A 19074-nucleotide genomic window follows, 5' to 3' on the forward strand; every position below is an offset into this window, starting at 1 on the left:
TCAGATGCCCTCCGTGGCCGGTCTGATACTACGGCCTGTCCTGCTGTATCTTCTGAACGACGGACTGATCTTCCAGCGTTGAGATATCGGATGTGATTTCGCGACCGGCTGCAATGTCCCTGAGCAGGCGGCGCATAATCTTACCCGAGCGTGTCTTCGGCAGGCTGTCGGCAAAACGGATATCGTCCGGCTTGGCTATGGCACCGATCTCTTTTGAGACATGGGCGCGCAGCTCTTCGACCAGGCTATCATCGGGTTCGCACTTGAGTACGACAAATGCACAGATCGCTTCGCCCTTGATCGCATCAGGGCGGCCAACCACGGCTGCTTCAGCGACTGCTTCGTGCGACACCAGGGCGGACTCGAGCTCCATCGTTCCCAGCCTGTGGCCGGATACATTCAGCACATCGTCAACACGGCCCATAACCCAGAAATAACCATCTTCATCGCGTCGTGCGCCATCACCGGCAAAGTAATAGCGCCCATCAAACTCTTTCCAGTAGGTATCAATGTAACGCTGATCATCACCCCATACGCCACGCAGCATTGATGGCCACGGTTTACGGATGATCAGTAAGCCACCACCTTCGGTGATCGGCAAACCGGCTTCATCCACGATATCCGCATCAATACCGGGCAGTGGAAATGTGGCCGACCCCGGCTTGGTCGGGGTCGCAAAGGGTAGAGGTGCAAGCATGTGGCCGCCTGTTTCAGTCTGCCACCAGGTATCGACAATCGGGCAACGCCCTTTGCCAATCACATCGTGATACCACATCCACGCCTCCGGATTGATCGGCTCACCTACCGTGCCAAGCACGCGCAGGGATGAGAGGTCATGCTTGTTCGGCCACTCATCGCCTGCCTTATTCAGGGCCCGGATAGCGGTCGGTGCAGTATAAAAGATGGTAACCCCGTGATCGGCACAGATTTTCCACAAACGCCCGGGATCGGGATAGGTGGGCACACCCTCATACATCAGAGTGGTGCCGCCATTGGCGAGAGGACCGTAAACCGAATAGGTATGGCCGGTAATCCAGCCCACATCAGCGGTGCACCAGAAGATGTCGGTCTCTGGCCGGAAGTCGAAACTCCAGCGCATGGTTACCCTTGCCCAGAGCAGGTAGCCGGCAGTTGAGTGCAGGATACCCTTGGGCTTGCCGGTGGAGCCGGAGGTATAAAGGATAAACAGCGGGTGCTCAGACTCAACGGCCAGTGGTTCACAATGGTCCGGCTGTACATTGAGAGCATCGTGCCAGTTGATATCACGCCCCTGGCTCCACTCCACCTCATTGCCAGCATGGCGAACGACCAGCACATGGGCGACGCTGCGGCAGCCCTCAGAAAGCGCCTCGTCAACATTAGGCTTGAGCGCATGAACACCGCCCCGGCGGCCACCGCCATCTGCAGTGATTACCAGTTTTGCCCCCGCATCTTCGATACGGTCGCGCAGTGCCAGCGGTGAGAAGGCACCGAAAACTACCGAGTGCACAGCACCGATGCGGGTGCAGGCAAGCATGGCAATGGCAGCCTCCACGATCATCGGCATATAGATAATTACACGGTCACCAGACTCAACACCAAGCTCCCGCATGGCATTGGCAGCACGGCACACCTCCGAGAGAAGTTTGTTGTAGCTGTAGCGGCGTACCTCTCCGGCTTCGGATTCCCAGATAATGGCGGTACGTTCGCCCAGGCCAGCCTCGACATGACGATCAAGGCAGTTTTCAGAGAGATTGAGTTTTCCATCCTCAAACCAGCGGAAGAAAGGGGCATTCTCGCTGTTGAGCACGCGGGTGAATGGTTCGCGCCAAGACAGATGCTCACGGGCCAGTTCCCTCCATGTTGTGTCGAAGTCCGTCTCGAACTGCTGCCTCAGAGTGCGATACTCCTGCATCGAAGCAATATGCCCCTGATGCCCTTGTGGCGGATTAAATATACGGGTTTCATCCAGAACAGTGGTGATCGCTTCAGACATGGGCTCCTCCAGTGACCTTTCTAGCAGGCTAAAGATATGACGACAACACGCTTTCGCTGATGTGTGAATACGTTATGATAGCGAATGCAGAAAATTTGTCTTATCAAAACCAGTGTCAACTCACTGCAAGAGGCGGAGGAACTGGCAGCAAACCTTGTTAAAACACACTTGGCCGCCTGCATTCAGATCAGTGGCCCGGGAAAATCGGTTTATCACTGGCAGGGAAAACTCGAGATGGAGGAAGAGTATTACCTTTCCATCAAAACAGCTCCGGCTCTTCGCGAAACAGCAATTGCACAGCTGGCCCGCTCTCACCCTTACGAGGTTCCGGAGATCATATGGTCTGAATTCGATACGACAGGTGATTATGGCAGTTGGGTCTACAGTGAGGTCGGTGCTAGCCTAGCAGCGACAGATACACAGGAGTGATCAATGATTGAAGTTACATATGCTGGAGCACTGATAGCGGGATTGCTCTCCTTTCTCTCCCCCTGCGTACTGCCACTGGTTCCAGCTTACCTCTCCTACATATCAGGGGTTTCGGTCAATGAGCTGCGTCATCATGATGGTCAGACTGCTTCGGTGCGCAGGCATGCGCTGGCACAATCGCTATGGTTCATTGCCGGTTTCAGCCTGGTCTTTATTCTGCTCGGCGCATCGGCATCGCTAATCGGCCAGTGGATGCTGACCAATATGGCGATTCTCGGAAAGATCGCCGGTGTTATCATCGTTATTTTCGGCCTTCACTATGCAGGCATTATTCGCATCTCCTTCCTGATGATGGAGGCGCGCTTTGAAGCCGGCGGCGTGAATGCCAAACATGGTGTCGGAGCCCTTGTGCTTGGCGCCGCCTTTGCCTTTGGCTGGACGCCCTGCATAGGCCCTATTCTCGGAGCGATTCTGGCTGTGGCGGGCGCGCAGGCTGAACTCATGCGCGGGGTATCGCTGCTGGCGGTCTACTCCCTTGGCCTGGCGATTCCATTCCTTCTGGCTGCGCTTGCGACCGATAGCTTCCTGCGTTGGTCACAGAGCTTTAAACACCACTTCGATCTGATTGAGAAGATTTCGGGGCTACTGCTGATTCTGGTGGGCGCCATGATATTCCTCGGCAGCTTCAGTGTTGTTTCCGGCTGGCTGATCGAATGGTTTCCGGCCCTTGCCGACATCGAAGGTACATTTTCGCAATGATTTATTCAGGCTCAGAATTTCTAACTGTTGACCCTGATTCACTCTGGTGATTCAATATCAGCGTTATGCAGGAATCTCCCCAACAAGCACTTGAAAGCCGCATCGAGCAATTGACAGAGCACCTGTCAGTGATTCGTCGCAATATGGAAAAAATCATTGCCGACAATCATCGCATGCGTGAAGTGGTGCGCATCGCCGAAAGCGAGTTGCGCAAACGCCGCGATCAGGTGCAGAAGCTTGAGGGAGAACTGGAAGGGCTACAGAACAGTCGCCTTGAGGCCAAGGCGCGGGTCGAACATGCCATGGAAAAACTGGATGACCTGATTTCCAGCCAGGGAGAAGCATCGTGAGCCAGCATGTTGAGATCAACCTGATGGGACGCTCTTTTACGATCATGACCGATGAAGACCCTGATCAGGTAACGGCTGCGGCAAACCTTGTGCAGGAACATATTGACGAGATCAGACAGATGGGCGTCACCGTCGGCTCAGACCGTCTTTTGACCCTTGTTGCTCTGAATCTGGCTGGTGAACTACTTAAGGGCAATGAGGCCAAGGTGGACGGCCTAGATGGCTTGCTCTCGGCACTGGACGGAGTAGTCTCACAAGCAGAAGGTTTAGCAAAAGCGCCCCTGCGTTGATCGAATGGCAGTAATGTTGCCTGAGCCGATACTTGTCGAATGGGAGCCTACCTACTCTGGCCGTGCGCGTCCCCTCACCGGGATACCTGACGTCAGGGTGCAGCGCCCACCTCTTGTTAGAGGGTTCGCCGACTGTCTGCTATTACGCCAACGCGGGGGCGCCCTTTTTTTTGATACGCTGAAATCGCCGGCTCAAACTCCATGAGATCCAATCCCATTAACAAACAGGCATTAAGGGCTTCGGCTCTTGCGTCTCGACAGCAACTCTCTGTTGTGCAGCGAGAAGAGTTCTCTGCAACTATCATGGCGAGGCTACAAAGCCACCTGAGCGAGCAGGCGGAGCCTTCCGGGGCACTGCTTGCTTATCGCGCCATGCCTTCGGAAGTGAATGCCGACCTTCTGTTTGAACTGCCTGAATTCCAGCTTTTTGCGCCGGTCACGCATCATCACGAACACATGGAGTGGCGAGAGGTCGCTGCCGGCACCGGCTGGAGTCATGGTGTCTTCGGCATTCTCGAACCCGATAGCGAGAGAACATGGCAGGGTGGAGATGGCATCACCACCCTGCTCTGTCCGTTGAGTGCGTTTGACAGGATGGGGAATCGCCTCGGCATGGGCAAAGGATGTTTCGACTTCTGGCTTGCCTCCCACCGCAAGGATATTTATCAGGTGATCGGACTGGCTTTTGCCTGCCAGGAGGTCGCTGAAATACCTGCAGAAGGGCATGATGTGCCCATGGATTTTGTTATTACAGAGAAGGAGATTATCAGGTGTCCGAAACGCTGAATGTACTGGTTATCGGTGATATTATTGGCAAGGCTGGGCGCACCGCGCTCGCCAACCACCTGCCGGCCCTGATTGACCGCCATCAGGTTGATTTCACCGTGGCCAATGGCGAGAACCTTGCCCATGGCTTTGGCCTGACCAAAAAAGTAGCTGATGAGATGTTCAAGATCGGCGTGGATGTACTGACCAACGGCAATCACTGCTGGGACCAGCGTGAATTTATGAGCTTTATTGATCAGGATGATCGTTATGTGCGGCCCATGAACTTCACAACATATGCACCAGGTCGTGGCTGGACGATTAAGCAGACAGCCTCAGGGCATAAAATTGCCGTCATCAATTTGATCGGCCAGGTATTTATGGGACCGTGGGACTGTCCATTTGCAGCTGCCGATAGAGCATTGAAAGAGATCCCTGAAGATGTCGCTATCGTACTGGTGGATATGCATGCTGAAGCGACCAGTGAAAAGATGGGCATGGGCTGGCATCTTGATGGGCGCGCGTCGTTTGTTTACGGAACCCATACCCACGTCCCGACCTGTGATGAAACGGTACACGCCAGCGGCACGGCCTATCAGACTGATGTTGGCATGACCGCTTCTTATCAGTCGATCATCGGCATGAAGGTGGAGGGAGCTCTATATCGCATGGTGCAGCGGCTGCCGCAGCGTTTTGAGGCTGTAGAGAAGGGCGGCAGTATTTTTGCCACACTGGTTTCTATTGATGCTTTAAGCGGCAAGGCGACCTCCATTGAGAGGATACACGTACCAGCGAGCTGACTTTATTCAGACATAAAAAAAGGGGCCCGAAAAGGCCCCTTTTTATTTTGTCTCACTTTAGCGGAGTGATTCTGCCTGCAGTGCAGATTCAGGTGTATCTGCAAAGGTTCTCAGCTTCTGTGCCCGAGACGGGTGCCGCAGCTTGCGCAGTGCCTTGGCCTCGATCTGACGAATACGCTCACGCGTAACGCCGAACTGCTTACCAACCTCTTCCAATGTATGGTCGGTATTCATGCCGATACCGAAACGCATACGCAGCACCTTCTGCTCACGGTCGGTAAGGTTTTCCAATACCTCAAGCGTTGCCACTGCAAGAGCCGCGCTGACAGCCGCATCCAGTGGATTCTCAGCATTGTCATCCTCGACGAAGTCACCCAACTGGGAGTCTTCATCATCACCGATTGGTGTTTCAAGTGAAACAGGTTCTTTTGCAACCTCGAGAATCTGCAATACCTTCTCTACCGGAAGCTCCAGATGTTCAGCCAGCTCTTCAGGTGTCGGTTCACGACCGATCTCCTGAGCAATCTGGCGTGAAACGCGCATCATCTTGTTGATCGTTTCGATCATGTGAACAGGGATACGGATGGTGCGTGCCTGATCTGCAATCGAACGGGTGATGGCCTGGCGAATCCACCAGGTCGCATAGGTGGAGAATTTATAACCACGGCGCCACTCGAACTTTTCTACCGCCTTCATCAGGCCGATATTGCCCTCCTGAATCAGGTCGAGGAAGCCAAGGCCACGGTTGGTGTATTTCTTGGCAATAGAGATCACCAGACGCAGGTTGGCCTCGATCATTTCCCTCTTGGCCTGACGCATCTTGGCTTCACCCATGGTCAGTTTACGAGCCACATCTTTGAGCTCTTCAACCTCCATCTCGGTTTCCTGCTCAACACGTTTCAGGCGACGCTGGTTCTCCTTGATCTTGCCGGTTACGGCTTCGATGTTTTCAGCCCAGGCGGCATCTTTATGGGTTTTAATGATGCCATCAATCCAGCGCTCATCGGTCTCGTTCGGCGTGAATGTTTCGATAAACAGCTTACGCGGCATTTTGGCCGCAAGTGCATAATCACGGATGGTACGTTCAAACCTGCGTACACGCTCAACAGCATTCTTAAAGCGCTGCACCAGCTGGTCCAGCTGACGTGGCGAGAACGGAATGCTGACCAGCTCTAGCAACATGCCATCGAGCGCTTCGCGACTCTTGAGAAGCAGAGCGACATCATCAGGTTTCTTAGCCAGCTGCTTCTTCACATCAAGGAATACATCATGGAACTGCTTGGCATTGGCAAAGTGGACGAGCGCCTCTTCCAGCTGCTCTTCCTTGGTGATGATGGTTTCCATCATCGGGGTGCCATCTGGGGTAGCGGTTCGCGCTTTGATCGCCTGTGAAAGCTGTTCACCATCGAGCTTCTTCGGCTCATCATCAAGCGGCTCATCGTCTTCATCTTCGCTGCGGCTCATGCGATTTTCGTATTCTTTGATCGCAGCCGCATTCACCACCTTTTCATCAACATCGATGATGTCGCGGAAATTAGGCTCTTCGCCTGTCTCGATAGCTTCATCACGAATTTCAACGATGCGCTCACCCAGCAGCATGATTTCACGGAAGGTTGACGGGCAGAGACAGATTGCCTCGTGGACCTGCATGCGGCCCTCTTCAATACGCCGGGCAATTTCAATTTCACCTTCGCGCGTCAACAGCTCAACAGTGCCCATCTCACGCAGGTACATACGTACCGGATCATCAATGCGGACTACGGTTCCCAGCTGTGAGGTGTCTGCACGCAGTGCAGAGTCTTCCTTACGCAGGCGATCCTTACGCATGGCATAAGCGCCTGTCGGTGCGCGTTCGGGGTCAACCACCTCAACACCCATTTCGGTGAAGACATTGATGAGCTGTTCAATACGATCAGCAGAGACCAGCTCTTCAGGCAGATGTTTGTTGAGCTCATCGTAAGTGATGTATCCAGCCTGTTTACCCTTGGCCATAAGTGTACCAAGTTCGCGGATAGTAATTTGCTCTCTTTTGTTCGGCATACGGTTATGCTCCCGTTTCGTTCAACTGTTCAGTGAGTTTACGTTGTTGGCTTTGCAGCTCTGTTAAGCGTTTCTGCAGCAGTACCGATTCACTCAGATCCGGCCCGCGCTTTAAACGCCAACGAATACCATTGGCTTCCATATCCAACAGCAGACTTTCGTATTCAATATCCTGAACGGTTGCCTGATTCACCCAGCGAGAAATCATTGCTTGGTCATCAGGGAGTTCCTGTACCAGCTGTCTCGCGATGTCGGTATTACTATCTTTGGCATCCGTAATTATCGAAAAAGCCCGCATGTATAACGATTTTACCCCGGCATTGTCAATAAAAAAGTTTTTTGCAACTTCAGGAAGGTGGCGAAAGCGCTCTGGTTTTTGCATCAGTCCGGCAAGGAATCGCTCTTCAATTGTGTTCAGCTTTACACTGCGACTTTCGGCTGCAGATGATGGTGTGGCTGAAGCGTGGCGTAAATGCCGTTTTAGTGAAATCCCTGTGGCCTGCTCAACCTCCTGCCTCCACGCCTGCGAGAGGTAGGTGTCAGTCATGGTCGCCAGCATGGTATCGGCCTTTTTGGCCATGCGTGCCCGCCCTTCAGCTCCCTGGCCTGCAAGCAGCTTCAGCCCCATCAGCCAGGTTTCAAGTACAGGCTTTGCCTCGCTGTTCATTCTATTGCGGAATGGTTCTTCCCCCTCTTTAGAGAGCAGGGAGTCAGGGTCCTCACCGTCGGGAAGGTACAAAAACTTTGGTGAAAGCTCCGACTTCAGGATTGGCATCATCCTTTCCAATGCTCGCCATGCCGCCTGCCGACCAGCGCGATCGCCATCAAAGCAGAATACAGGAGAGTCACAGAGGCGGAAGATTTCACTGATCTGACGTTCGCCGATAGCTGTGCCCAGTGGAGCCAGACCGATCTTCAGTCCATAGGCCGCCAGTGCCAGCACATCCATGTAACCTTCGACTACAATCAGTTGCTTCTCTTTTCTGATCGTGTCCCGATGTTCGGAAAAGCCGTAAAGCAGGTCAGACTTGTGGAACCAGTTGGTTTCAGGGGAGTTGAGGTATTTGGGTTCACCCTCTCCAATAATGCGTCCGCCAAAGCCAACCACCCGGCCACGCCGATCACGGATGGTGAACATCAGTCGGTCACGAAAACGATCACCGTAGCCATGGTCACCCTTGAACAGCAGGCCGATCGCCTCAAGCTGGGCATTGGTTCGGTTATCGTTGCCGATCACCTTCTGCATAAAGCCGTAGCCGGCGGGAGCGTAACCCACACCATAACTGCGCACGATAGATTCAGGCATGCCGCGCTGCTTGATATAGGCCAGCGCCTTTTCACCACCCTGATTATACAGCGCGCGGGAAAAAGCATCAGCGGCACGGGACAACAGGTCATACGCCTTTTTCTGGCGTTCCTCATCACCGGGTTGCCGCTGTGTGTCCCTAGGTACTTCCAGACCCGCTTTTTCAGCCAGGTATTCGACTGCCTCGGGAAAAGGATAGCCATCATGCTCCATCAGGAACTGGAAGGCGCCGCCGCCCTTGCCACAGCCAAAGCAGTAGTAGAGCTGCTTATCGGCAGAGACAGAGAAGGAGGGTGATTTTTCGTGGTGGAAAGGACAGAGCCCCATCAGGTTGGAGCCGGACTTTTTCAGTTCGACATGGCGCGCGATGATCTCAACGATATCCGTGCGCGAAAGCACCTCATCAAGAAATGAAGGTGGAAAGTTAGCCATAGGTTATTATGTAGTGTGTTACGGCTTGATTTGCAAGGGAGTACAGAGCCATTCAGCTCAGGCGGGATTTCACAATACCGGAAAGTTTCCCCATATCGGCGCGCCCCTGTGCCTTGGCTTTTACAATACCCATCACCTTGCCCATATCACGCATGCTGGTCGCACCACTGTCGGCAATAGCCTGGTCAATCAAATCTGTAAGCGCTTCATCAGAAAGTGGCTCCGGCAGATATGCCTGGAAGATAGCCGCTTCAGCCAGCTCTTTATCACGCAAGTCTTCGCGACCCGCCGTCTCATACTGGTTGGCGGCATCCAGACGCTGCTTCACAATTTTGCCTGCAACCTCCAGCGCTTCTGTTTCATCCAGCGGGTGGCCGACTTCGATCTCCCTGTTCTTGATCGCCGCGCGCAACATGCGGATTGAGGAGAGTTTGAGCTTGTCTCCTGATTTCATGGCGGCTTTCATATCATCGGTTAGCTGTTGCAGCATCGGATTCTCCAGAGAATAAACTTACTATAAAAAAAATGCCGGTCCCTAAGGCCCGGCATTTTAATTGCTTTACATACACAAGCCTGTGTTTAGTAGTCGCGGTTCTCGCGCATACGTACACGGCGAAGGCGCTTCATCAAACGCTTGCGTGCAGCGGCTTCCTTACGCTTTTTAGCGATAGAAGGCTTCTCATAGGCTTCGCGACGACGGCACTCGGAAATGACGCCACCTTTTTCAACCTGTTTACGAAAACGCTTAAGTGCGATCTCAAAAGGCTCTTCAGAATTAACTCTAATTCCTGGCATGTAAAAACATCACCCCCTTGGGTTCATTCCCAAAAAACTGTGGCCTTTAACGACGGGTTAGCGTCAGGCTCGCCCTTCTCTCATTGCGGCGCTAGGCTCGCTGCGCACCATTTCGGGTGCAGAGAAAAGGGCGACGGATTATGGCGATAGAACAGGACAAGTCAAATCAGGCTGAAAGCAGCCGTTCCTCCGGTCTTATTCGGGCCGCATCCAAGGTGGGTGGCTGGACCATGCTCTCCCGTATTCTCGGTTTTATACGCGATATTTTTCTTGCGCGTGCGCTCGGTGCGGGGCCACTGGCTGATGCTTTTTTTGTTGCCTTCAAACTACCTAACTTTTTCCGCCGCATGTTTGCCGAGGGCACACTGACCGTAGCGCTGGTGCCGGTGCTCTCGGATGAGCTTCAGAAATCAGAGGAGGGAGCACACCGTTTCCTCAATGCACTGGCCACACTTCTGCTGATAGTGCTCACACTGTTCACCCTGCTCGGCATGCTGTTAATGCCGTGGCTGCTTTATCTTTTCGCCCCCGGCTTTGCTGATGAGCCGGACCGCTGGAATATGGCGCTGGAACTGGCCCGCTGGATGTTCCCCTATCTGGCCATGATCTCTCTGGCCGCCATGGCGTGGGCGGTACTTAACACGCACAAACAGTTCTCTGTGCCTGCTGCCAGTCCCGCCCTGCTCAATGTGGCCATTATATTTGCTGCGATAGTGCTCGCCCCCTCGTTCGAAAACCCGGCAGTGGCTCTCGCCATAGGTGTACTGCTGGGAGGCTTTCTGCAGCTGGCAATCCAGTTTCCGGCCCTTAAGCGAATCGGCTGGGTGCCTCGCATCAGCTTTGACTTTAAGCAGGATGCGATCACTGAAACGCTACGCCTGTTCGGCCCGGCCGTGCTCGCTATTGCTGCGGTACAGATCAATATTCTTGTCGGCACGATTCTCGCCACCCTTCTGGATAGTGGTGCGGTATCCTATCTCTACTACTCCGACCGTATTGTGCAGCTGCCATTCGCGCTGTTTGGCATTGCGATGGGCACAGCACTACTTCCAACCCTATCCGGCCACCTCTCCAAAGGTGATCAGGCTTCAGCGGGAGAGGACCTTCGTTCAGGCCTTGCCTGGCTGACATGGATTACGCTGCCGTGCGTGGTCGGCATCATCTATCTGGCTGAACCGATCATTGTGACGTTGTTCGAACGCGGCGCTTTCACCCATGCCGACAGTGTTGCAACCGCGATGACTCTGCAGGCCTATGCCGTGGGGCTGATCGCTTTCTGCTGGGCACGGCTGCTCGCTTCCGCCTGTTATGCAGGTAAGGATGCCAAAGCACCCATGCGCTATGCCGCTATCAGTGTGGCTGTAAACATCGTGCTGGCGTTGGTCTTTATGCAGCTCTGGGCCTATGTAGGACTGGCGCTGGCCACTTCACTGGCCGCATTCGTGAATGTTGCCCTGCTCTACCTCAGGCTCACCAAAACCTACGGTTCGCTGCTAAATGCCGAAAACACACGTCGTCTGGCTACTGCGGCGATCGCCAGCCTGATGATGCTTTTCGGCCTGTACGTGCTAAACAACCTTATATGGTCTTTTCCTGCTGAGGGGGAAGTCAGCCGCTTTGCATGGATGGCCGCCGCGGTCGGTGGCGGTATCGCACTCTTCTTTGTCTCTGCTTTAATACTGGGTGAGCGGGAGTTGCTGATGCGCTTCCTGAAAAGGAGAAAGCATGCGTCGTGATGTGATCGTATTCGATATCGAAACCGTGGTGGATGCTGATAGTGCCCGCCGCATCCTTCGACTCCCCGAGCTCTCTGATTTCGAGGCGCGCGATGCACTCTCCGACTACTTTTTAGAAAGGACCGATGGCCGCAATGATTTTCCACGCCAGCCATTTCACCGCGTGGTGGCCATCTCCTATGGCCACCTGATTCGTGAACCGGGAGAGGAGGGAAACGAGCTGGTGATACGCCGACTTGCCTCCGGCGGCGATAAAAACAGCAGCGAAAAAGAGTTGCTGGAAGGCTTCTTCCACCTGATTGAAACGCGTTCTCCGCAGCTGGTCAGCTTCAACGGCCGCGGCTTTGATATGCCGGTATTGAAATACCGCGCCATGGCGCACGGCCTCTCCTCGCCTCGCTGGTTCAAGGAGGGGGACAAGTGGAACAACTACGAATCCCGCTACTCGCACGATTACCACTGCGACCTGCTGGAGCTGCTCTCTGACTTCGGCGCATCAGCCCGCTGCTCAATGGATGAGGTGGCAGCTGTCTTCAATGTACCGGGCAAACTGGAGACCGCAGGTGATAATGTGCGTGAAATGTTTGAGAGCGGCCAGATCGATGCGATCCGTAACTATTGCGAAACCGACGTATTGTCGACCATGCTGATCTTCCTGCGCCACCAGCTCTTCAGCGGAGCCATCTCCGACGGTGCTTATGCTCGCGCCATTCTAGGCATCCGTAACTACCTCGAAGTAGAATCCGAATCCCACCCGCATCTCTGCGAATACATTCAAGTCTGGGATCAAACGGACCACTGACTTGAATGGCGGAGCTTTACCTATAGTTCTTATAGTTTTTTTAATTCCCCACTTGTTATTAAATGTTGATCGGAGGAATTCGGGTATAGCCCGACGATAGTAATAAATATATTGTTCGCTGCGATGAATATAGAGCTGGTTTTGAGACATTATGGGCAGGCCTTTGGCCGTTTCTTGTACAACTACACTGTACAGGCAGCTGCCGACCTGACTACCAAAAAGAAAAAGCCCCTGCAAAGCAAGGGCTTATCTATAATTGGTGGAGCCAAGCGGGATCGAACCGCTGACCTCCACACTGCCAGTGTGGCGCTCTCCCAGCTGAGCTATGGCCCCAATCCTTCAGCGCTGTTCTGCGAAGGCGGCGCATTTCGCCACAGCCAAGTGAGCTTGTCAATATGAGTTCATCGGTCTGTCTCTTTCTGCGCACCCTTTCCGCCGACTGCTTGACGCCACCGGGTGTCTTTTCGCGACTTGTGAATCGTGGCGACTGCTTCCTGTTTGAATCCGCCGAAGGCGGCGAGCAATGGGGCCGCTACAGCATTCTCGGCATTAATCCGGCCTGTCGCGCCACATCAAATGGCGACACGACCCACCTGAAACACCGCGACGGCACCGAAGAGACTTTCGATGGGGGCATCCTCGACTGGCTGCGCAGTGCGGTACTGGATCAGGAGTTCATTCCTGAGAACGACCTGCCATTTGCAGGCGGTGCCGTCGGCTATTTCGGTTACCAGCTGGTTTCACATTTCGAGGATATCCCTGCCGACCTGCCTGACCCTGTCGGTGCCCCTGAGTCTGCCTACCTGCTGGTCGACCGCTTTATGGTGTTCGACAATCTCAAGGGAACACTGACCTGCTGTATACGCCTGCCTGAAGATGAAGCGGAAGAGGCAGAGAGGCAACTCAACCGCATGGAGGCCAGCCTCTATGAGGGTGAGATGGCTCAGGTGCTCAAGCTCGATGCAGACACATCAGACTCCACACCTCCGACACCGCAGACTACACAGGCCGACTTTGAGGCATCCGTCAGTAAAGCACGTGAATACATTCTGGCCGGTGACATCTTCCAGGTGGTACTTTCTCAGCGCTTCAGTAAACCGCTGAATTGTGCGCCATTCGATATCTATCGCGCTGTACGTCATATCAACCCGTCGCCCTATCTCTTCTACCTGCATATCGACGATACTATTCTGGTCGGTTCCTCCCCTGAAATTCTGGTTCGCCGGGAGATGGAGAAAGCCGTGGTGCGCCCGATCGCCGGCACGCGCCCACGCGGTAAAACAACCGAAGAGGACAAGGCTCTGGAAACCGATCTTCTGGCCGATGCCAAGGAGCTGGCTGAGCATGTGATGCTGGTTGATCTCGGCCGCAATGACCTTGGCCGTGTTTGTGATTACGGGTCTGTACGCCTCACCGAATCGATGACCATCGAGCGCTACAGCCATGTGATGCATATCGTTTCACAGGTGGAAGGCGACTTGAGAAAGGATGCCGACAGCCTTGATCTGCTGGCTGCCACATTCCCGGCAGGTACAGTTTCAGGCGCTCCGAAGGTGCGCGCTATGGAGATCATCCACGAACTGGAGCCGGTAGCACGCGGCCCCTATGCTGGCACAGTCGGCTATATCGGTTTTGGTGGCCAACGCCTTGATACAGCCATTGCGATCCGTACTGCGGTGATTCATGGCGGAGAGGTTCATATTCAAGCAGGCGCAGGCATTGTGGCCGATTCAGTGCCCGAACGGGAACATGTAGAGTGCGTCAATAAGGCGACAGCTATGTTCCGTGCCGTAGCCCTGGCTGAAGCGCAACAAGGAAAGGAATCATGATCCTCGTTATCGACAACTACGATTCATTCACCTTCAATCTGGTGCAGTATCTCGGCGAACTGGGTGAAACCCCGCTGGTGTACCGTAATGATAAAATCACCCTTGATGAGATCGCCGAGCTTGCGCCTGACCACATTCTCGTATCACCCGGCCCACGCACACCATATGAAGCAGGCATTTCGATGGAGCTGATCAAGCGCTTCTCCGGGCAGATCCCGATCCTCGGCGTCTGCCTTGGCCATCAGTCGATATCTGCTGTCTTCGGCGGCGAGGTGATCCGCGCTCCTCGCCTGATGCACGGTAAAACAAGCCCGATCGAACACAATGGTGAAGGCGTTTTCAAAGGGCTGCCGTCACCGTTCATCGCCACACGCTACCACTCCTTAATTGTGCCCGAGCCACTGCCCGACTGCCTGGTTAAAACAGCATGGACGCAAGAGGGTGAGTTGATGGGACTCCGTCACCGCGAACACCCTACCTTCGGCCTCCAGTTTCACCCGGAATCGATCCTTACCGAACACGGCCACGATATGTTGAAGAACTTTCTTGAGGTGCAGGTATGATCTCTGTAGCGACGAGGAGCATACGATGAGCTCAGGTATAGAACGGATGATCCAGCAACTGCAGGACGATGAACACATCTGCGGCAGGCTTGCCGAACTGGTATTTTCCGAGATTATGGCTGGTGAAGCCACCCCGGCTCAGATCAGCGCGGTACTTATGGGACTTTCCATCCGTGGTGAATCTGCGGAGGTGGTTGCAGGTGCGGCCAGGGCGATGCGGGCCGCGGCCACAAAGATTACCCCGAAATCAACCGGCCTGATCGACACCTGCGGAACCGGTGGCGATGGTGCCAAAACATTCAATATCTCTACTGCCGTGTCGTTTGTGGTAGCTGCCTGCGGTGTGCCGGTCGCCAAGCATGGCAATCGTGCCATGTCCTCCAAATCCGGTGCTGCAGACGTCCTTGAAGCTTTGGGTGTAAACCTGAACATCAGCCCCGAAAAGGTGGCTGAATGCATTGATGAAACCGGTATCGGCTTTCTCTTTGCCCAGCAGCTGCACCCGGCGATGAAATATGCGGGGCCGGTTCGCCGCGAACTTGGCGTACGCACCGTTTTCAACATCCTTGGCCCCCTGACCAACCCTGCCGGTGCCGAATACCAGGTGCTTGGTGTCTTTGCCAAAGAGAAGCTGGAGCTGGTTGCAGGCGCCCTCAATGAGCTTGGCAGTTACCGCGCACTGGTCGTACATGGCCGCGACGGACTGGATGAGATCACCACGACAAATATTACCGATGCGGTCCTGATTCAGGCTGGCCAGGAGCCAATCCGTTTTGAGATCGATCCGGCCGCCTTTGGCATGCCTTATAGCACGCCTGAAGCACTGGCCGGTGACGATGCAGAAACCAATGCCGCGATTTTGAAACATATTTTTGCAGGCCAGGCCGGTGCCGGCCGCGACATCGTACTGCTCAATGCGGCAGCAGCCCTCTGGGTGGCGGGCAAAGTAGATGGCATCGGCGATGGCATCGCCATGGCTGCTAACGCCATTGATTCTGGCCGCGTCACTGAAACACTGAACAAACTGATCGCCTTCACCCAGAGCGCAACATGAGCTCAATCCTTAACGAAATCGCCGAATACAAACGCGGCTGGGTATCCGCATGCAAACAGCAGCGCTCCGAAACAGAGCTTTTGCAGCTGGCTGCTGCTCGTAAACCCATCGACTTTGCCGGCGCGCTAGTAGACAAGATTTCAGCGCATAATAACGCCGTAATCGCCGAGGTGAAAAAAGCGAGTCCCTCCAAGGGCATCATCCGCCCCGACTTCGATCCGGTTGCCATTGCCAGAAGCTATGATGATGGTGGTGCAACCTGCCTCTCCGTACTCACCGATGTGAAATATTTCCAGGGTGATGATGCCTATGTGACGGCCATTCGGAATGCGGTGTCAATACCGATCCTGCGCAAGGACTTCATGCTTGATACCTACCAGGTCATCGAAGCCAAGGCGATGGGTGCCGATGCGATTCTGGTGATTCTGGCCATGCTCGATGATGCACTGGCTGCAGAACTGACTGCCTGTGCGCATGAATTGGGACTAAGTGTGCTGCCGGAAGTACACAATGGTGAAGAGCTTGAACGCGCCCTGAAACTTGATACACAGCTGATCGGCATCAATAACCGCAACCTGCACACCTTCGACACCACACTGGATACGACTATCTCACTGCTGGATCAGATTGATGGGGAGAGAACAGTCATTACCGAATCCGGCATCTTCACACCGAATGACATCCGACTGATGAATGAAAACAGTGTCTACGGATTTCTGATCGGCGAGTCACTGATGCGCCAGACTGATCCAGGCAAGGCACTCGCAACTCTTATCGCATAACTATTTTTACAGGCCAATGAGGAGGGATCAGCTGCGGGCTTCCCTTATGGGTTGCCAGCTGGATTCCGCATCAGTTGTTCACCAACAGCCGCAAACAACTCTTCTGATACATTACGCTTGAGCTTCCTGTCCACCCACTGGCTGTTTTCATACTCCTGCCCAATGACACGCACCTCAAGCCCAGCCTTGTCTCCAGAATCAACCAGAACACGCAAGAGGAACCTGTGGCGCGTATAACCTACGATGGAGGGTACGAGGCTCGGGTTATTGTCTCCTGCACGAACCCAGTCTGATGTGATAATGCCATTGGGTGAATCCACTATATCAACAGGAATGTTCAGCGAATACATCGCATCCGCGGATGCCGAAAAAAGTTGACCCGGTTGTGCAGAGTAAAAACGGTTCTCCAGAGTTACCGCTCTGCCCTCCAGCATCCGGCTAAACTTATCTGGAAGTGCTCCTGCACGGGCTCCAACTCTCCCAGCCATAGGTATTTCATACTCAGTCTTAGCTACCTGCGACACCTTTTGAGGCTTTACAGCTTCGGTGTCCGACACCTCTAAAGCATGATCCTGTTGAGTCTGGCCACCGCCAGTCTCCCACAGCAGTTTCGGCATACTGCTGCACGCAGTGAGCGTCAAAACAATTAGTGATAATAGAAGGCCGTGAACTGTATATCTCATAGCTGTGGATTCCATCCACTCATAGCCTCCGGGTCAAGGGGCGCATAACAAGCAAAAGCATGTTGGAGAACAAATACCAGAGTGGCACCATGCTGTAGTAATGAGAAAACCATACTCCAGTTACCTGGCTGGCTCTGCCTCAGCAGAGACTGTCGGAGGCGGAATTCGGCCGACCTGCTTCTCGACTGCACCGAAGAGCTCATCACTTCTATTAGGGAGACTTCGCTTATTGACCCAATGACTGTTCTGATATCCTTGGGTAAGCAGGCGCACCTCAAGCCTGCTGCGGTATGCCTCCCCCCCTTTCAACTTGAAGACACGCACAATAAATCGGTATCGGATCACCTTGATAGCACCACTCATCCCAATAGAGCCCATCATCACGTCCGAAAAGCCTTCCTGACCCTTCCTGACCCAGTCCGTGGTGATAATTCCGCTTGGTGAATCTACCGAATTGACCGGCAGGTTCAGCAGGGTCATCGCATCGACTACCGACGATAGCAGCTGCCCCGGTTGTATTTTATAAAGGCGTGCACTCAGCGCTACTGGCTTGCCAGCTACCGCCTCAGCATACCTCTCAGGAAGCGGAGCAGCACTTGCAGTCAACTCGACACCCTTCTCGGCCACGGGCAAGTCAAGCTCACCCTTAAGCTCAGGAGGAAGTTCAAGTGGAGCGCGAGTTGCAACCTTTCCGGATGTGGTGGCTACGCCGCTGCTCTCATCAGTATCCCAGAACATCTTGGGCATACTGCTGCATGCAGAAAGGGAGATAAGCATAGAACATAACAGGAGGTAGCGATCAAAATGTCTCATAAATTCGGATTCCATCCATTCGTCGCCTCCGGGTCAAGCGACACATTGCATTGACAGCAGTCAATCATGACTTAGAGCATCATATCCGGCTATCTGGGGGAGATCCGCCCTGTTTTGCCATGCATGCGGCCAAGCTGTAGTTCAACCTCGCCAAACAGGCCTGCCCCATCCGACATATGTGTTCGCGTATTAACCCAGCTCTGGCCTTGATACGCCTGGTTGAGTATACGCACCTCAAGCCGGCTTTTCTGCTGCCCCCCCTGCAGACTAAAGATTCGCAGAATATAGCGGTGGCGCGTCGCCTTCGGTGAAGAGTCACCCAGAAGATTCTCTAAAATGCCTTTACCTTCCGGCATCTTCCTGATCCAGCCCGAGATAATAGTACCACTAGGCAAATCAGCTGAGGTTACTGGAATATTCAATGATGCCATCGCCTTATCTGCTACTGAGAAGAGATGACGAGCATCTACATTGTATTGACGTGCGTGAACTGCAACCGCATTACCCGCCACAGCCTGACTATAACCATCCGGTATCTGGCTTGTATCCGTACTGGTTGCTTCTATCAGTGTCGGCGGCACATCGAGAGGGAGATCATCACCCGATGCATAATCGGGCCGGCCTGTCCCTTCATCATGGCTCCAGAATAGCTTGGGCATGCTGTCGCAGCCTGCCATTGAAAATAGCAGCGAAATGATAAGAAGGGGGCGAACGATGTTTTTCATGGAGCGGGATTCCAGCCCATGGCTTGCGATAGGTCAAGCATGGCCTCATCGGCATTTTGAAATAAAAAAAAAAGAGGAGGGCCGAAGCCCCCCTCTCTTAGAGAAAAAAAGAGGGAGGCCGAAGCCTCCCTCTCTAGACACTAGAC

At 53.9% G+C, this 19074-nt stretch carries 20 protein-coding genes, 1 tRNA gene and 1 other RNA gene; 13 read left to right on the forward strand and 9 right to left on the reverse strand.

Going from position 1 to position 19074, the window contains the following annotated elements:
* Nucleotides 1-28: 28 nt before the first annotated feature.
* Nucleotides 29-1975 carry an acetate--CoA ligase gene (gene acs, locus Ga0123461_RS11650; RefSeq protein ID WP_100278496.1) on the reverse strand — a complete coding sequence of 649 codons (1947 nt, stop codon included), beginning with the start codon at nucleotides 1973-1975 and terminating at the stop codon, nucleotides 29-31.
* An 84-nt stretch (nucleotides 1976-2059) separates the two neighbouring features.
* Between acs and cutA the strand changes: the two genes are divergently transcribed.
* The 7 genes from cutA (at nucleotide 2060) to Ga0123461_RS11685 (ending at nucleotide 5368) form a co-directional block, all read left to right on the forward strand.
* The gene (gene cutA / locus Ga0123461_RS11655; RefSeq protein ID WP_100278497.1) at nucleotides 2060-2404 is read left to right on the forward strand and encodes a divalent-cation tolerance protein CutA; all 345 of its coding nucleotides are present in this window, start codon (nucleotides 2060-2062) and stop codon (nucleotides 2402-2404) included.
* Between the two features lie 3 nt (nucleotides 2405-2407).
* Nucleotides 2408-3163 carry a cytochrome c biogenesis CcdA family protein gene (locus Ga0123461_RS11660; protein WP_100278498.1) on the forward strand — a complete coding sequence of 252 codons (756 nt, stop codon included), beginning with the start codon at nucleotides 2408-2410 and terminating at the stop codon, nucleotides 3161-3163.
* Nucleotides 3164-3228: 65 nt separating this feature from the next.
* Complete coding sequence (locus Ga0123461_RS11665; protein ID WP_100278499.1) at nucleotides 3229-3513, forward strand: hypothetical protein; 285 nt, start codon at nucleotides 3229-3231, stop codon at nucleotides 3511-3513.
* Nucleotides 3510-3803, forward strand: coding sequence for a cell division protein ZapA (locus Ga0123461_RS11670; protein ID WP_100278500.1), 294 nt, complete (start codon nucleotides 3510-3512; stop codon nucleotides 3801-3803). Before Ga0123461_RS11665 ends, Ga0123461_RS11670 begins: the two co-directional genes overlap by 4 nt.
* Nucleotides 3789-3966, forward strand: a non-coding RNA gene (gene ssrS / locus Ga0123461_RS11675) — 6S RNA. The genes Ga0123461_RS11670 and ssrS overlap by 15 nt, the downstream gene beginning before the upstream one ends.
* A gap of 38 nt (nucleotides 3967-4004) precedes the next feature.
* Nucleotides 4005-4589, forward strand: a complete 585-nt coding sequence (locus tag Ga0123461_RS11680; protein WP_100278501.1) for a 5-formyltetrahydrofolate cyclo-ligase — start codon at nucleotides 4005-4007, stop codon at nucleotides 4587-4589.
* Nucleotides 4574-5368, forward strand: a complete 795-nt coding sequence (locus tag Ga0123461_RS11685; RefSeq protein ID WP_100278502.1) for a TIGR00282 family metallophosphoesterase — start codon at nucleotides 4574-4576, stop codon at nucleotides 5366-5368. Before Ga0123461_RS11680 ends, Ga0123461_RS11685 begins: the two co-directional genes overlap by 16 nt.
* A 57-nt stretch (nucleotides 5369-5425) precedes the next feature.
* Here Ga0123461_RS11685 and rpoD read toward each other — a convergent pair whose 3' ends face one another.
* The 4 genes from rpoD to rpsU form a co-directional block, all read right to left on the reverse strand.
* Nucleotides 5426-7408, reverse strand: a complete 1983-nt coding sequence (gene rpoD, locus Ga0123461_RS11690; protein ID WP_100278503.1) for an RNA polymerase sigma factor RpoD — start codon at nucleotides 7406-7408, stop codon at nucleotides 5426-5428.
* A gap of 4 nt (nucleotides 7409-7412) precedes the next feature.
* Entirely contained in the window at nucleotides 7413-9146 is a 1734-nt protein-coding gene (gene dnaG / locus Ga0123461_RS11695; protein WP_100278504.1) for a DNA primase, read from the reverse strand.
* Between the two features lie 52 nt (nucleotides 9147-9198).
* Nucleotides 9199-9636, reverse strand: coding sequence for a GatB/YqeY domain-containing protein (locus Ga0123461_RS11700; protein WP_100278505.1), 438 nt, complete (start codon nucleotides 9634-9636; stop codon nucleotides 9199-9201).
* Nucleotides 9637-9725: 89 nt separating this feature from the next.
* Nucleotides 9726-9941 carry a 30S ribosomal protein S21 gene (gene rpsU / locus Ga0123461_RS11705; protein WP_100278506.1) on the reverse strand — a complete coding sequence of 72 codons (216 nt, stop codon included), beginning with the start codon at nucleotides 9939-9941 and terminating at the stop codon, nucleotides 9726-9728.
* Between the two features lie 140 nt (nucleotides 9942-10081).
* On the opposite strand from rpsU, the gene murJ reads away from it, so the two are divergent.
* Complete coding sequence (gene murJ, locus Ga0123461_RS11710) at nucleotides 10082-11677, forward strand: murein biosynthesis integral membrane protein MurJ (RefSeq protein ID WP_100278507.1); 1596 nt, start codon at nucleotides 10082-10084, stop codon at nucleotides 11675-11677.
* A complete protein-coding gene (locus tag Ga0123461_RS11715; protein WP_100278508.1) occupies nucleotides 11667-12479 on the forward strand; it encodes a 3'-5' exonuclease in 813 nt (270 codons plus the stop codon). Before murJ ends, Ga0123461_RS11715 begins: the two co-directional genes overlap by 11 nt.
* A 257-nt stretch (nucleotides 12480-12736) precedes the next feature.
* On the opposite strand, the gene Ga0123461_RS11720 is transcribed toward Ga0123461_RS11715, so the two are convergent.
* Nucleotides 12737-12812, reverse strand: a tRNA-Ala gene (locus tag Ga0123461_RS11720).
* Nucleotides 12813-12874: 62 nt separating this feature from the next.
* Between Ga0123461_RS11720 and trpE the strand changes: the two genes are divergently transcribed.
* Genes trpE through trpC form a run of 4 tightly spaced genes read left to right on the forward strand, consistent with a single transcriptional unit; the run spans nucleotide 12875 to nucleotide 16707 of the window.
* Nucleotides 12875-14308 (forward strand): anthranilate synthase component I, encoded by a 1434-nt coding sequence (trpE, locus tag Ga0123461_RS11725; RefSeq protein ID WP_100278509.1) that lies wholly within the window; start codon nucleotides 12875-12877, stop codon nucleotides 14306-14308.
* Complete coding sequence (locus Ga0123461_RS11730; RefSeq protein ID WP_100278510.1) at nucleotides 14305-14871, forward strand: anthranilate synthase component II; 567 nt, start codon at nucleotides 14305-14307, stop codon at nucleotides 14869-14871. The genes trpE and Ga0123461_RS11730 overlap by 4 nt, the downstream gene beginning before the upstream one ends.
* A gap of 25 nt (nucleotides 14872-14896) precedes the next feature.
* Nucleotides 14897-15925, forward strand: a complete 1029-nt coding sequence (gene trpD / locus Ga0123461_RS11735; RefSeq protein ID WP_100278511.1) for an anthranilate phosphoribosyltransferase — start codon at nucleotides 14897-14899, stop codon at nucleotides 15923-15925.
* Nucleotides 15922-16707, forward strand: coding sequence for an indole-3-glycerol phosphate synthase TrpC (gene trpC / locus Ga0123461_RS11740; protein WP_100278512.1), 786 nt, complete (start codon nucleotides 15922-15924; stop codon nucleotides 16705-16707). The genes trpD and trpC overlap by 4 nt, the downstream gene beginning before the upstream one ends.
* A gap of 44 nt (nucleotides 16708-16751) precedes the next feature.
* Here the strand turns inward: trpC and Ga0123461_RS11745 are convergent, their stop codons facing one another.
* The 3 genes from Ga0123461_RS11745 to Ga0123461_RS11755 form a co-directional block, all read right to left on the reverse strand.
* The gene (locus tag Ga0123461_RS11745; protein ID WP_100278513.1) at nucleotides 16752-17324 is read right to left on the reverse strand and encodes a hypothetical protein; all 573 of its coding nucleotides are present in this window, start codon (nucleotides 17322-17324) and stop codon (nucleotides 16752-16754) included.
* Nucleotides 17325-17510: 186 nt separating this feature from the next.
* The gene (locus Ga0123461_RS11750) at nucleotides 17511-18128 is read right to left on the reverse strand and encodes a hypothetical protein (protein WP_157819331.1); all 618 of its coding nucleotides are present in this window, start codon (nucleotides 18126-18128) and stop codon (nucleotides 17511-17513) included.
* Nucleotides 18129-18292: 164 nt separating this feature from the next.
* Nucleotides 18293-18928, reverse strand: coding sequence for a hypothetical protein (locus Ga0123461_RS11755; protein ID WP_100278515.1), 636 nt, complete (start codon nucleotides 18926-18928; stop codon nucleotides 18293-18295).
* Nucleotides 18929-19074: the final 146 nt, after the last annotated feature.

The organism is Mariprofundus aestuarium, assembly GCF_002795805.1.
Lineage (GTDB): Bacteria > Pseudomonadota > Zetaproteobacteria > Mariprofundales > Mariprofundaceae > Mariprofundus > Mariprofundus aestuarium.